Source organism: Streptomyces sp. NBC_01116 (genome assembly GCF_041435495.1).
Lineage (GTDB): Bacteria > Actinomycetota > Actinomycetes > Streptomycetales > Streptomycetaceae > Streptomyces.
Window position 1 is genome coordinate 4,790,215 of record NZ_CP108644.1, and the last position, 13,153, is coordinate 4,803,367.

Below are 13,153 nucleotides of genomic sequence, written 5' to 3' on the forward strand. Positions count from 1 at the left end.
GACCCGGTGGTCCGGTCGGGCCTGGTGGCCTGAGGGCCGTGGGGTCGCATCATCGGAGTCGTCCGCTCGCGGGACGCCACGCACGAGGCGACGGGGCCGGCCCCTCCTCGGGGTCGGGCCCGCCGCCGTTCCGGGGGCGTACGCGGGTCACATGACGCGATACGCCAGGTAGTACGCGGACAGTTGCTCGTGGTAGGCCGGGTCGTCGGTCTGCTGGTGGCGGTCGAACTCCGGGGAGTCCTTGACCTGTTCCTTGGTGAGGCCGACGTAGACCTTCCGGTCCTCGGTGTCGATGCGCTTCACCGTGCCCGCGGGCAGCAGGACGTCCTTGCCGAAGATCCAGACTCCGGTGTCGACGAGCAGATAGGCCGAGCCCACCTCGTCGGAATGCTTGTCGATCTTTCCGATACTGCCGTCGGTGGCCTCGACCGAATAGCCGGTCAGATCGGCGCCCGCGGTGTGACCGCTCGACGGCTGATATCCCCACAGGGATTCGCTCATTGTGGCTCCTTTCGCGAAGGCCGCCCAGCATATTCCTGTGGCGGATCGGCGATGCGTAATGGATAAGTTCGCTGAACATATTTCCGCTGAACTCCGTGTGCCCGGGGAGAGTCGGCGTACACCTGGGAAATTCGGTCCCGCTTTCGTTTCCGCCGCTCAGGGGAGGATTGTCGGCGATGCCGGCGAGCTCGTCGGCCACCGCTCGCGGCTGGGCGGACGAAGAATCCTATGAGCCACAGCGCCAACGAGAATCAGCGGACCACGATGATCAACCTCTGCGCATTCACGTTCCCGGTAACGCTCTGCCCACATGTGAAGGGTGTCGGTACATTTCCCCGACCGGGCGGAGAAGGGGGATGGAGAGCGGGTCAGGGAACGAGGCGGGGTGTCACTCGCGACCGGCGGTCGCCGCGCGTTTTCGTGTGCGGGGCCACTCGTTCGTGGGACGCTGGGAGGAACGGCGGACAGCCGTGAAACCTCCGATCTAGCCTGCTGGGCAAGGCCACGGAAGAAGGGACCCGCGATGACCGCAGCGTTCGTCGAGAACGGCCAGGCTTCGGATGGGCGCACGTGGGACTACCTGCTGCAGACATGGCGTGAACTGGACGTGCCCGAAGGGTGGCGCGCCGAGATCGACGAGGGGCAGATCGTCTTGGTACCACCGCCGCACGCGCACCACAACGGCATCGCCGAGGCGGTGCAGAGCCGCCTCTACCGGGGCCTCCCCGACGGACTGGGGATCTACCAGACCCTCGGTGTCCACGTCGCCCCGCTCGGCAAGCTGTACGTCCCCGATCTGGTCGTCATGCCGACCGAGCTGATCGCGGCGGCCGATCCGGAGGTCAGCGATCCGATGGACGCGGCTCGGGCGCTGCTCGTCGTCGAGATCACCTCGCGGGGGAACGCGCGGGAGGACCGCACCAAGAAGTACCGCGCGTATGCCCGCGCGGGAGTCCCCACGTACCTGCTGATCGACCGGTTCGACACCCGGGGCCCGATGGCCACGCTGTTCACGGAACCGAACGAGGACGGCACGTACAAGGACACGGACGCGGTGCCGTTCGGCAAGCCGCTGACCGTGCCGCCCCCGTTCGACGTGCAGCTGATGACCGGGGAGTTCCCCGGGCCCGCCGTCTAGACCGTCTTCTGGACCGTTTCCGCCGACGGGCGGGTGACCACCTTGATGTTGAAGGTGTGGGACCCCACGCCGCCCGCGATGCCCATGAAGAGGAACGCGAAGTGCTCCTGGCCGCGCGCCGTGGTGATGCCGCCGATGTCCATCTGGGCGGACTCCGGCCACCCGAGGTCCGTGAGCAGGCGGCCGGTGGTGCGTTTGGCCTCGGCGTCGTCGCCGGAGAGGAAGACCGTGCCCGGCTCGGTGAGTTCGCCCGGGGCGGTCATGGTGGTGGAGTCCATCGTGCAGAGCGTCTTGACGACCGGAGTCAGGGGGAACGCCTCCTGGATCAGCTCGCCCAGGCTGCTGTTGGGATGGGTGAGCGCGCTGAAGTCGTCGGAGAGGCCGACGCCGACGTCGATCAGCAGCGTGCCGGCCAGCGCCGGGGCTCCGATGGAGTGCAGCAGGTCCACGGAGACTCCGCCAGGAGTGGCGTTGACCAGCACCTCCGCGTGCGCGGCCGTCTCGTCGAGGCCGGCGACGGGCAGTCCGAGGCCGGTGCGTTCTTCGGGCCGACGTGATCCGAGGAGGACGTCGTGTCCTGCGGTGCGCCAGCCGTGGGCCAGGGCGCGGGCGACATTTCCGGTACCGAGAAGTCCTATACGCATGGGGCGACGCTAGCCAGCGGGGCCCTGGGGCGTATCGGGCTGGAGACCGGGGCGGGGCGGTACCTGAGGCGTAGTCCGCAGGACGCCCCCGGTTCTCACCGCCGTGGCAGACGGGGAGAACCGGGGGCGTGCCGGGCGCCGGGCGGGCCCAGGGGGCCGGGGGCCGGAGGACGCCGGGGACGACGGAGTCAGACGCCGGCCGGAGCCTTGGCCGGGGAGGCGCCGGGGTCCGTGCCGTCGGAGCCGGGACCGGCGGGGGTGGCCGGCGAGGTGACGGGGTGGGTGTTGCCCTGGGCGGCGACCGTGGACGGGGCCGGTTCCTGGGAGACGTTGAACTCGGCCAGCAGGTCCTTGCCGAATCCGAAGAAGTACGTCGCGACGAACCCGGCGACATAGCCGACGAGCAGGCCGCCCGCGTAGATCGCGATCGTCGAGCCCAGGCCGTGGTTGCCGTCGAGGAGGGGGAACAGGGCCCAGCCGGACGGGCCGATGGCCGTCGAGCCGACCGTGTCGCCGAGCTGGTTGAACAGGCCGACGAAGCCCGCGCCGAACGCGCCGCCGACGCACGCCGTGACGAACGGGCGGCCGAGAGGGAGCGAGACGCCGTAGATCAGGGGTTCGCCCACGCCCAGCAGGCCCGCCGGGAGCGCCGACTTGATGGTGCGGCGGATCGACTCGTTGCGGGGGAGGCGGAAGTAGACGGCCACCGCCGCGCCCACCTGGCCCGCACCGGCCATCGCGAGGATCGGGAGCAGGACCGTGTAGCCCTGCTGCTCGATGAGCGTGGTGTGGATCGGGATCAGCGCCTGGTGCAGACCGAGCATCACCAGCGGCAGGAACAGGCCGCCGAGCACGAAGCCCGCGCCCGCGCCGCCGTTGGACAGCAGCCAGTCGGCGAACGTGCCGATCGCGGAGGACACCTCGCCCGCCACGTACATCAGGCCGAAGATCGTCACCAGGCCGGAGATCAGCACCGTCAGGGTCGGGGTGACCAGGACGTCCAGGGCCTCCGGCACCCAGCGGCGGCACCACTTCTCCACGTACACCGCGAGGACCGCCGCGCCCAGCGCGCCGAGCACACCGCCCTGGCCCGGGGAGAGCGTCTGGCCGAAGGCATCGATGTTCGCGACGCCCGGGAAGACGATGATCGCCGCCACCGCACCGCCCAGGATCGGCGTACCGCCGAACTCCTTCGCCGTGTTGTAGCCGACGAACACCGCGATCAGCGCCATGAAGCCGGACGCCATCGCCGCCAGCGCGGGCGTCACGGCGGGCAGCCACTGGAGGTTCACCAGCAGGCCGTTGAGGCCCGCGATGATCCCGCAGCCGATCAGCGCCGGGATCAGCGGCACGAAGATGTTGGCGATCTTGCGCAGGAACAGCTTGAACGGGGTGGCGTTCTTCGCCTTCCGCTGGGCCTTGATCGCCGCGCCCTGGGCCGCCAGCTCCTCGGCGGAGACGGGGGCCGTACCGGGCTCGGGGGCCGGTGCGGGCGCGGCCTCGCGGGCCTCCTCGACCAGCTGCTCGAACTCCGGGGTGACCCGGGCGACCGTGCCCGGGCCCAGCACGATCTGGTAGGTGTCGTCCTCGACGACGCCCATCACGGCGGGCAGGGCCTTCAGCGCCTCGTCGTCGACGAGGGACCGGTCGTGCAGACCGAGGCGGAGCCGGGTCATGCAGTGGGCGATGGAGGCGACGTTCGCCCCGCCGCCGACGAGCGGCAGGATCGCGGCGGCGGTGGCGCGGTTCTTGTCTTCTGTGGCCATGGTGCTTGGTGCCTTGCTGTGCGGGGGGTGGGGCGGAGGACCCGGGTGGGTCAGGTGGTGCGTACGGCCGTGAGGGCGGCGCGGAGGTGGCCGTCCGCCTCGGTGAGGCGGGTGGCGGCGGTGGGGCCGTCGACCTGGCCGAGGATGACCAGGATCGCGTTCTTGACCTCGCCGTCGGTGGCGGCGAGTGCGGCCTCGATCTCGGCGTCGGACGCGCCGGTGGCCAGGGAGACGATGTGCCGGGAGCGGGCCCGCAGCTTCTCGTTGGAGGCGCGGACGTCGACCATGAGGTTCCCGTACGTCTTGCCGAGCCGGATCATCGTGATCGTCGAGATCATGTTGAGGACGAGCTTCTGGGCCGTGCCCGCCTTCAGCCGGGTCGAGCCGGTGAGCAGCTCGGGGCCGACGACGACCTCCAGGCCGTGTTCGGCGGCGGCGCCGAGCGCGGAGCCGGCGTTGCAGGAGAGCCCGATGGTCAGGGCGCCCAGCTCGCGGGCGTGCTCGACGGCGCCGATGGCGTACGGAGTGCGGCCGGAGGCGGAGATGCCGACCACCGTGTCGTCGGCGGTCAGCTTCAGCCCGTCGAGGTCGGCGGCGGCCAGCTCCTTGCTGTCCTCCGCGCCCTCGACGGCCGTGACCATGGCGGAGGGGCCGCCCGCGATCAGGCCGATGACCTCGGACGGGTCGGTGTTGAAGGTGGGCGGGCACTCACTGGCGTCCAGCACCCCGAGGCGGCCCGCGGTGCCCGCGCCCGCGTAGATCAGCCGGCCGCCGCGGGCCATGCGCTCGGCGGTGGCGTCGATCGCCGCGGCGATCTGCGGCAGCCGCTCGGCGACGGCGGCCGGGACGGTGGCGTCCTCGCCGTTCATGATCCGGGCGATCTCCCGCGTGGACTGCCGGTCGATCTCGGCCAGCTCGGGGCGGAACGCCTCGGTGGTGAGGGTGGCCAGCTGGGCGCGGAGTTCGCCGTAGGTCTCGGTGGAGCCGGTGTTCGCGCCGGTGGCGCCGGGGGTGTCGGTGTTCGCGTCGGTGGTGGAGGTCATGAGGTGCGGCTCAGCTTTCTCGGTGTTCTCGTTCTCGTACGCGTACGGGTGGTGCGTGGCCCTGGCGGTGGCCTGGGCGGTGGAACGTGGTCGTGGCCGGGGCGGTCAGCGGGTGCGCGGGTTGTGGCGGTGGGCGAGCGCCTCGTAGGAGGCGGCCAGGGCGGGCGCGGCGGTCTCGTAGGTCCGCTGCGCGACGCCTATGAACAGGCAGTCCACGACGAGCAGCTGGCTGGTGCGGCTCGACATGGCGGCGGGGCGCAGCTCGCTCTCGCGCGCGGTGGACGTGGTCAGCACGTGGTCCGCGTACTGCGTCACGGGCCCGTCGGGCCGCCCGGTGATCGCGATCGTCGTCGCCCCGCGGTCGAAGGCGACCCGCAGCGGCTCGATGACGTCGCCGGTGGAGCCGGAGTGCGTGATCGCGATGGCCACGTCGCCGCTGCGCAGCTGCACGGCGTTGGTCACCGCGAGGTGCGGGTCCGTGTGGGCGTGGGCGATCAACCCGATCCGGAGCAGCTTCTGCGCCAGGTCCTGGCCGACGAGGGAGGACGCCCCGACGCCGTAGACGTCGATGCGGCGGGCGGTCGACGCGGCGGCGACGGCGGCCCCCAGCTGTACGGTGTCGAGCCCGGCGGCGGTGTCGGCGAGGGTCTGCTGCTCGTCGTGGGCGAGCTTGGCGACCACGTCGGCGATCGGGTCGTCGACCGCGATGTCGGCGGTGACGGCGGGGGCCCGGCCGGACTCCTGGTGCGCGGCGAGGCCGGCCAGCGCGAGGCGAAGATCCCGGTAGCCGGGGTAGCCGAGGAGGCGCGCGGTGCGGACGACGGTGGCCTCGCTGGTGCCGGTGCGCTCGGCGAGACCCGTGACGGTGAGGGCGGCGCAGCCCGCCGGATCGCCCGCCACGGCTTCGGCGACCAGCTGCATCGAGCGGGTCATGGAGGGGGCGAGGGTGCGGACCTTGGCGGCGAGGGCCGCGGGGGCGGGCGGGGACTCGCCGCTGAAAATTTCCTTCACGTCTTGGGTCACATCTGAAAGATATTTTCAACCCGGGGGTCCGTCAAGCCCCCTTTGGTCCCTACCTCTGGCGAGGAGCGCGCTGCCGCCGAGGGTGCTCCGTCCGCGGGCCTTCCGCGCGGGCGCAGATTCCGGGACCCTTCCGCGCGGGCGCACAATGGGGCCATGGAGTTGAACCCCCTGGAGCAGGCCCTGCACACCGCCCGCGCCCTCGTCATGGCCGACCTGGCGGCGGGCGACGTCGCCGAGGCGGATGTCGTCTCGCTGGTCGAGGACGCGGTGACCCACCGCCGGTGGTGGGTGGAGCAGTGGCCCGAGGGCGTGGAGTTCGTGGCCGGGCTGGTCGCCCAGGACGTGCAGGACGCGCTGCTGGAGCGCTACGGGCGGTGGCCGCTGTGCCCCGTGTGCTCGGCGGAGGAGGAGCCGCACGCGCTGGACGTGGAGCCGGAGCTCGGGCCCGACCCGCACTGGGTGTGCACCAAGGCGGCCGTGGCGGTGGCGCCGGTGGGCGCGCTGGGCGAGGTGCTGCGGCGGTGACGCTCTACATCGACCCGCCCACCTGGCCCGGACACGGCCGCCTCTGGTCGCACCTGGTCAGCGATGTGTCCTTCGAGGAGCTGCACGCCTTCGCCGCCGCGATCGGCTGCCCGCCGCGCGCCTTCGAGCGCGACCACTACGACGTGCCGCAGGCGCACTACGCGGACGCGGTGGGGGCCGGGGCGCGGGAGATCGGCTCGAAGGAGCTGGTCAGGCGTCTCACGGACGCGGGGCTGAGGAGGCCGAAGGGGAGGCCGGCGCCGGGCGTCCGTCCTTAGTGGCCTCAGGGGTCTCACGGGAGTCACGGGCTCCGGGGATCTTCGTGCTCCTCGCGATCAGCCGCGAACGCGACCGGCCGCCCTCGCCGCCGCGCTGGAGGCGCAGCGCCACCCCCACCGCCGCCAGGGCCAGGGCCGTCATCGCCGCGCCCGCCCAGGCGGTGGACGCGAAGCCGAAGTCCAGGTCGATCACGGTGCCGCCGAGCCACGGGCCGCTCGTGTTGCCCAGGTTGAACGCCGCCGTCGTGGTGGCTCCGGCCAGTGTCGGGGCGGCTCCGGCCACGTTGAACATCCGGGCGTTCAGCGCGGGGGCCGTGAAGAAGGCGGACAGGCCCAGCAGGAACGCCAGCGCGATGACCGCGACCTGGCTGGAGGCGAAGAGGGCCAGCGCCACCAGGAACACCGTGGACGCCGTGATGCCGCTCAGCATCACCCCGAAGAGGTGCGCGTCCGCGACTCGGCCGCCGATCATCGTGCCGATCAGCGCGCCCGCCCCGAACAGGCCGAGGATCCATGGCACCCAGCCGGAGTCGAGTCCCGCCACGTCCGTGAGCAGCGGCGCCAGGTAGCTGAACGCGCAGAACACCCCGCCCGCCGCGAGCGCGGTGATCACGATGGCCAGCCAGACCTGCCGGTCCCGGTAGATCGCCAGCTCCCGCTTCAGCTCGGGCTTCTTCTCGGGCAGCGGGATGTGCGGGATGCGCGTGGCGACGCCGACCAGGGCCACCGCGGAGGCCGCGCCGACCGCCCAGAACGCCGAACGCCAGCCGAAGTGCTCGCCGAGGAAGGCCCCCAGCGGCACGCCCAGCACGTTGGCGACGGACAGGCCGCCGATCATCACGGCCATCGCCCGCGCCCGCTGGTTCACCGGGACCATCGCGATGGCCACGGCCGCGCCGACCGCCCAGAAGCCCGCGCAGGCGAGCGCGCTCAGGACCCGGGAGACGAAGAGGACCTCGTACGTCGGGGCCAGCGCACCGGCGATCTGGCCGAGGCCGAAGACCGAGATCAGGGCGATCAGCGTGGTGCGGCGGGGCAGCCGGAGCGTGGCGACGGCCAGCAGCGGGGCGCCGACCACCATGCCGATCGCGAACGCGGATATGAGGAGTCCGGCCTGCGGGATCGACACGTCCATGTCGTCGGCGATGGGCGGGAGCAGGCCCGACAGCATGAACTCGCTGGTGCCGAGTGCGAAGACCGAGAGGCCGAGAATGTATACGGCCAGCGGCATGGGAGCGCGGCGGGAGGGAGAGTCGGGCATGACTCGTCCCAACACCGGAGAACGCCTCCGCATTCCCGGCGCCGGACGAGGACGTGCCTGTTCACACCTGCTTCATGCCCGCGTCTGCTTCACACCCGTGTCGCTTCATACTCGCGTCTGCTTCACACTCGCGTCTGCTTCACACCCGCGTCATATCCGCCTCACGCGGGAAGGGCGTGCAGCTTCTTTCCGTGCAGGGCGAAGACGCGCTTGCCGTCGGTGGCCACCAGCCAGGCGTGGTGGTCTCCGGACTTGTCGTTGAACGTCCAGCGCAGGGCGCCGGTCTTCCCGTCGAAGGCGTGGACGCCGCCCTGCTGGTCGAGGTCGGTGGCTCCGTAGAGCGTGCCGCCCACCTCGACGAACTGCCGGGGCACCTGCCCGCCCGCGTCCTTGAGGGCCGTGGACCGCCAGATCTTCCTGCCGGTCCCCGGCTCGACGGCCCACAGCGTCCGGCCGCTGTCCGCGATGTAGAGCACGTCCTTCAGGAGGGTCGGCTCACGGAAGGTGGTGAACTCCTCGGCCCGCACGGACCACTTCTCGGCCCCGTCGGACAGCGCGAAGGCCTGGAGCCGCTGCCCCTGCGGGACGATCACCAGATCCTGGTGGACGACGAACGGCCCGTAGCTCGTCTTCGTCGTCTTCTGCGTCCACACCTGCTTGCCGGTGGCGGTGTCGCGGACCGTGAGGTTGTTCTTGAAGTCGGTGTAGACGAGGTAGCGGCCCTGCACGGCGGCGTGGACGCCGTTCTGCTGGGTGCCGAGGTCGCGCTGTTCCTTCCACGCGACCTTGCCGGTACCGCTGTTCAGCGCGGCGATCACATTGGTGTGGGACGAGCCGTCGGCTTCGAGGATCTCGGCGATGACGTACACCTGCCGCGCGTCCACCGCGACCGGCCTCGGCTGCCGGTACTCCTTGCCGAGGCGGCTGCGCCAGGTCTCCTTGCCCGACCCCGGGACGTAGCCGGCGACGCTGCCGTCGAACGCGCCGCTCTCCAGGTACAGCGTGCCGTTGCCGAGCAGCAGCGGCGCACCGGGCACCGCGCCGTCCGGCAGCGACCACCGCTCCTCGCCGGTCGCGCCGTCGAAGGCGGCCAGCGGATCACCGCTCGCGATCACCACGCCGTCCACGGCCACCAGCTCGTCGTTGTCCCCGTAGGTCTGCGCCGACGTCGACTTCGTCCACAGCGGCTCGGGGGCCCTGCCGTCCTCGGGTGCCTTCCCGTCCTCGGGGGAAGCGCTGCGCGGTGGCGGCGTGCTGCCCTCTCCGCCCGTCGCGAGCTCGTCCTCGCAGCCGGTCAGTCCGGCTCCGAGCACCGCCATGGTGATCCCGCCTCCGGCCAGGCGCAGTAGGCGCCGCCGGGACGATCTGCCGACCGTCGTGCCGAGTCCCTCGGACATCGCTGTACCCCCGTGGAGTCGTGTGTGCATCTGCGATGCGAGACGTTAGCGGCCGCCGGGCCGCACCGGTCGCGCCCGGGCACGACCGGGACGACACCGTGAACGAACCGGAACATTCACGGGGCGGCGGGGCCGGAGGAGGTCAGCAGTTCCAGCTCCGTCGCCAGGTTGTGCCGGGCCCGCGCCTCCCACGCGGCCGCGCCGTGCGGGGTACGGAACAGCGCCGGCAGGGCGAGGAGCTGCCGCAGCACCGCCGACCGGCCCTCCCGGAACGCCCCGTCCGGGACGAAGCCGTACTCCTCCCGGACCCGGGCCGCGTACGCCCCGTACTCCTGCGGGCCGCCCGCCAGGACCGCGAGGTCGGCGTCGCACAGCGCCTCGCCGTTGCGGTCGCCGTCCGCCGGGTCGTGCGTGACGGTGAGGCGGACCAGCCGGGCGACCTCGGCCACCACCGCCTCCGGCACCCGCGCCTCGGACAGCGCCCGCTCCGCGAGAGCGGCGCTGCGCTCCTCGTTCTCCGTCCGGTCGGGCCGGTACACCGCGTCGTGGAACCAGGCGGCGAGGCGTACCGCGTGCACGTCGTCGGCGTGCCCGGCCAGGCTGTCGACGCTGTCCAGGACGGCGGCCAGGTGGGCGGTCGTGTGGTAGCGGCGCTGGGGCTCGGCCCAGCGGGCGAGGAGGTTCTCGGCGTACGGCAGCGGATCGGGGCCGTCCGCCCCGGCGCGCGCGGCGAGCAGCGTGTCGTGCCACCGGTCGCGAAGGCCGGCGTCGCGAAGGCCGGCGTCGCGGGAAGAGGTCTCGTCGGAGCGGGCCTCGTCGGAATCGGCGTCGCGGGAAGAGGTGTCGTGCGGGCGGGGACTGTCCGTCATGGGACGACTCTAGGACGGGCGGCTCCAGGGCGCGGGGCCGCGCCCGTCCAGCACCCCGGACCGCCCGTCCAGCCCCCGGACCGCCCCTTGTCGCCCCCCGTGAACGGTCATACCGTGCGCCCGTGATGATGGATCTCAACGCGGACCTCGGCGAGGGCTTCGGCAACTGGACGCTGACCGACGACGACGCGCTCCTCGCCTGCGTCACGAGCGCCAACGTGGCCTGCGGCTTCCACGCGGGCGACGCCTCCGTGATGCGGCGGGTCTGCGACGCGGCGGCGGCCGGCGGGGTACGGATCGGGGCGCAGGTCTCCTACCGGGACCTGGCCGGGTTCGGGCGCCGGTCGATGGACGTGCCGCCCGCCGAGCTGACCGCCGAGATCGCCTACCAGATAGGCGCGCTGCGGGTCTTCGCGGAGGCCGCCGGCTCCACCGTCAGTTACGTCAAGCCGCACGGCGCGCTCTACAACCGGGTGGTCCGGGACGACGAGCAGGCCGCCGCCGTCGTCGCGGGCATCCGGCTGGCGGGCGGGAGCCCGGCCGTGCTCGGGCTGCCCGGATCGCGGCTGCTCGCCCATGCGGCCGAGGCCGGACTGCCCGCCGTCCAGGAGGCCTTCGCCGACCGGGCGTACACCCCGCAGGGCACCCTCGTACCGCGCGGTGAGCCGGGCGCGGTGGTGCACGACCCGGACGAGGTCGTGCGCCGGAGCGTCGGCATGGCCGTCGAGCGGGCGGTGACCGGGGCGGACGGCAGCCGGATCCCCGTCTCGGCGCGCTCGCTCTGCGTCCACGGGGACACCCCGGGCGCGGCGGCCCTCGCCCGCCGGGTGCGGGCCGCGCTGGAGGAAGCGGGCGTCGCGGTACGGGCGTTCACGTGAGCGCCCGCGCGGTCGGCACCGGTCCCGCGCGCGTGGGTCCGGGCGAGGCGCGCGCGATGCGTCCGGGCGAGGTGCGCGTCCTTCCCGGCGAGGTGCGCGTCCTTCCCGCCGGGCCGCACGCACTTCTCGTCGAGCTGGCCGACGGCGAGCACGCCGAGGCCTTCCACGCCGAACTGCTCCGCCGCCGCGAGCGCGGTGAACTCCCCGCCGTGCGCGAGATCGTCCCGGCGGCCCGCACGGTCCTGATCGACGGGATTCACGACCGGATTCACGGAGCCCTGCACGACGGGGGTCACGGCGGGATTCGCGGGGCCGTGCATACCGGGGCTGTCGACCGGTTCGCCCGTGACCTCGCCTCGTGGAGGGTGGAGCCGTTGCGAAGCGAGAGCGGCGACCCGGTGGAGATCCCCGTCGTCTACGACGGCCCCGATCTGGGCGAGGTCGCCGCGCTCTGGGGCGTCCCGCCCGGGGAGGTGGCCGCCCTGCACTCCCGTACCGCGTTCCGGGTGGCGTTCTGCGGCTTCGCCCCCGGGTTCGGCTATCTCACCGGGCTGCCCGAGCCGTTGCACGTGCCCCGGCGCGCGACCCCGCGCACCCGGGTCCCGGCCGGGGCGGTGGCCCTGGCCGGGCCCTACACCGGGGTGTATCCGCGCCCTTCGCCCGGTGGCTGGCAGATCGTCGGGCGGATGCCGGAGCCGGGGGCCCTGTGGGACCCGGCCCGGGAACCGGCGGCGCTGCTCGCGCCGGGGACGCCGGTCAGATTCGTGCCGGTGGGGGCGGGCGCGCTGCCCGCTCCCCGGGCAGAAACTCCGGGGCCGGGCGACACCCCCGCAGGCGGCTCCCCGGGCGACACCTCGGGGTCTCCCGCAGGCGGCTCCCCGGGCTCTCCCGCGGGCGGCTCCCGGGTGGGCGCGTGACGCCGCCGCCCGCCGCCTCCCGGCTGTACGTCGTCCGGGCCGGGGCGCTCACCACCGTGCAAGACGCGGGCCGCCCCGGCTGGGCGCACCTCGGGGTCGGGCGCGCCGGGGCGCTGGACGCGCCCGCCGCCCGGCTCGCCAACCGGCTGGTGGGCAATCCGCCGGACGCCGCCGTCCTGGAGACCACCCTCACCGGGTGCGCGGTCCGCCCGGACCGGCCGGTCGTGGCCGTCGTCGGCGGGGCGGGCTGCCGGGTGACGGTCGACGGGCGGCCGGTGGCGTGGGGCGCGCCCGTGCGGGTGCCCGCGGGCGCGGTGCTGGACGCGGGCCCTGCCGAGGGCGGCCTGCGCGGCTACCTGGCGTTCGCGGGCGGGCTGGTGCCGGAGCCGGTGCTGGGCAGCCGTTCGGCGGACCTCCTCTCGGGGCTCGGGCCCGCCCCGCTCGGCGAGGGCGACGTGCTCCCGCTCGGCGGTCCGGCGTCGGGCGGTCCGCTGCCGCCCGCCGGTCCCGTCCCCTGGCCGGGCGCCCCCGCCGAGCTGGTGCTCCCGGTCCATCCCGGGCCCCGCCACGACTGGTTCACCGAGGCCGCGCTCCGTACGCTCCTCACCGCCGCCTACCGGGTCTCGCCGCACAGCAACCGCATCGGCCTGCGCTCGGAGGGCCCGGCGCTGGAACGGTCCCGTCACGGTGAACTGCCCAGCGAGGGCATGGTGCTGGGCGCGGTCCAGGTGCCGCCGGACGGCCGGCCCGTCGTCTTCCTCAACGACCATCCGACGACCGGCGGCTACCCGGTCGTCGGCGTCGTCCCCGAACGGGCCCTCGCCGCGGCGGCGCAGGCGGTCCCGGGAACCCCGCTGCGTTTCGTACGCGCCTGAGCGCGGCGGGACCGGACGGTCCCGCCGCGCTCAGGCGT

At 73.3% G+C, this 13,153-nt stretch carries 14 protein-coding genes; 6 read left to right on the top strand and 8 right to left on the bottom strand.

The features are described from left to right. Positions 1-147 precede the first annotated feature (147 nt). A complete protein-coding gene (locus OG245_RS20915) occupies positions 148-501 on the bottom strand; it encodes a PRC-barrel domain-containing protein (RefSeq protein ID WP_371625011.1) in 354 nt (117 codons plus the stop codon). A gap of 523 nt (positions 502-1,024) precedes the next feature. Between OG245_RS20915 and OG245_RS20920 the strand changes: the two genes are divergently transcribed. Continuing rightward, complete coding sequence (locus OG245_RS20920) at positions 1,025-1,639, top strand: Uma2 family endonuclease (protein ID WP_371625012.1); 615 nt, start codon at positions 1,025-1,027, stop codon at positions 1,637-1,639. Here the strand turns inward: OG245_RS20920 and OG245_RS20925 are convergent. The 4 genes from OG245_RS20925 to OG245_RS20940 all read right to left on the bottom strand — a co-directional run bounded on the left by OG245_RS20925 (position 1,636) and on the right by OG245_RS20940 (position 6,115). After that, positions 1,636-2,283: an NADPH-dependent F420 reductase gene (locus OG245_RS20925; RefSeq protein ID WP_371625013.1), complete on the bottom strand. Its 648-nt coding sequence runs from the start codon at positions 2,281-2,283 to the stop codon at positions 1,636-1,638. The two genes, OG245_RS20920 and OG245_RS20925, sit on opposite strands and share 4 nt — an antisense overlap. 188 nt (positions 2,284-2,471) lie before the next feature. Next, positions 2,472-4,049 carry a PTS transporter subunit EIIC gene (locus tag OG245_RS20930; RefSeq protein WP_371625014.1) on the bottom strand — a complete coding sequence of 526 codons (1,578 nt, stop codon included), beginning with the start codon at positions 4,047-4,049 and terminating at the stop codon, positions 2,472-2,474. Positions 4,050-4,099: 50 nt separating this feature from the next. After that, entirely contained in the window at positions 4,100-5,092 is a 993-nt protein-coding gene (gene murQ, locus OG245_RS20935) for an N-acetylmuramic acid 6-phosphate etherase (RefSeq protein WP_371625015.1), read from the bottom strand. Positions 5,093-5,197: 105 nt separating this feature from the next. Beyond that, positions 5,198-6,115 carry a MurR/RpiR family transcriptional regulator gene (locus tag OG245_RS20940; RefSeq protein ID WP_371625016.1) on the bottom strand — a complete coding sequence of 306 codons (918 nt, stop codon included), beginning with the start codon at positions 6,113-6,115 and terminating at the stop codon, positions 5,198-5,200. A 153-nt stretch (positions 6,116-6,268) separates the two neighbouring features. On the opposite strand from OG245_RS20940, the gene OG245_RS20945 reads away from it, so the two are divergent. Both OG245_RS20945 and OG245_RS20950 read left to right on the top strand, forming a co-directional pair. After that, a complete protein-coding gene (locus OG245_RS20945) occupies positions 6,269-6,640 on the top strand; it encodes a hypothetical protein (protein WP_371625017.1) in 372 nt (123 codons plus the stop codon). Further along, positions 6,637-6,918, top strand: coding sequence for a DUF4031 domain-containing protein (locus tag OG245_RS20950; RefSeq protein WP_371625018.1), 282 nt, complete (start codon positions 6,637-6,639; stop codon positions 6,916-6,918). Before OG245_RS20945 ends, OG245_RS20950 begins: the two co-directional genes overlap by 4 nt. On the opposite strand, the gene OG245_RS20955 is transcribed toward OG245_RS20950, so the two are convergent. From OG245_RS20955 to OG245_RS20965, 3 genes are all read right to left on the bottom strand, one after another. Further along, a complete protein-coding gene (locus OG245_RS20955; protein WP_371627938.1) occupies positions 6,860-8,149 on the bottom strand; it encodes a Cmx/CmrA family chloramphenicol efflux MFS transporter in 1,290 nt (429 codons plus the stop codon). The genes OG245_RS20950 and OG245_RS20955 overlap by 59 nt on opposite strands. 191 nt (positions 8,150-8,340) lie before the next feature. Then, complete coding sequence (locus OG245_RS20960; protein ID WP_371625019.1) at positions 8,341-9,576, bottom strand: PQQ-binding-like beta-propeller repeat protein; 1,236 nt, start codon at positions 9,574-9,576, stop codon at positions 8,341-8,343. A 116-nt stretch (positions 9,577-9,692) separates the two neighbouring features. After that, complete coding sequence (locus tag OG245_RS20965; protein ID WP_371625020.1) at positions 9,693-10,445, bottom strand: hypothetical protein; 753 nt, start codon at positions 10,443-10,445, stop codon at positions 9,693-9,695. Between the two features lie 128 nt (positions 10,446-10,573). On the opposite strand from OG245_RS20965, the gene OG245_RS20970 reads away from it, so the two are divergent. The 3 genes from OG245_RS20970 to OG245_RS20980 are packed head-to-tail and all read left to right on the top strand — an operon-like array spanning position 10,574 to position 13,115. Further along, complete coding sequence (locus OG245_RS20970) at positions 10,574-11,323, top strand: LamB/YcsF family protein (protein WP_371627939.1); 750 nt, start codon at positions 10,574-10,576, stop codon at positions 11,321-11,323. Between the two features lie 56 nt (positions 11,324-11,379). Beyond that, complete coding sequence (locus tag OG245_RS20975; protein WP_371627940.1) at positions 11,380-12,240, top strand: allophanate hydrolase subunit 1; 861 nt, start codon at positions 11,380-11,382, stop codon at positions 12,238-12,240. Next, complete coding sequence (locus OG245_RS20980; RefSeq protein WP_371625021.1) at positions 12,237-13,115, top strand: biotin-dependent carboxyltransferase family protein; 879 nt, start codon at positions 12,237-12,239, stop codon at positions 13,113-13,115. The genes OG245_RS20975 and OG245_RS20980 overlap by 4 nt, the downstream gene beginning before the upstream one ends. The last annotated feature ends 38 nt before the right edge of the window (positions 13,116-13,153 follow it).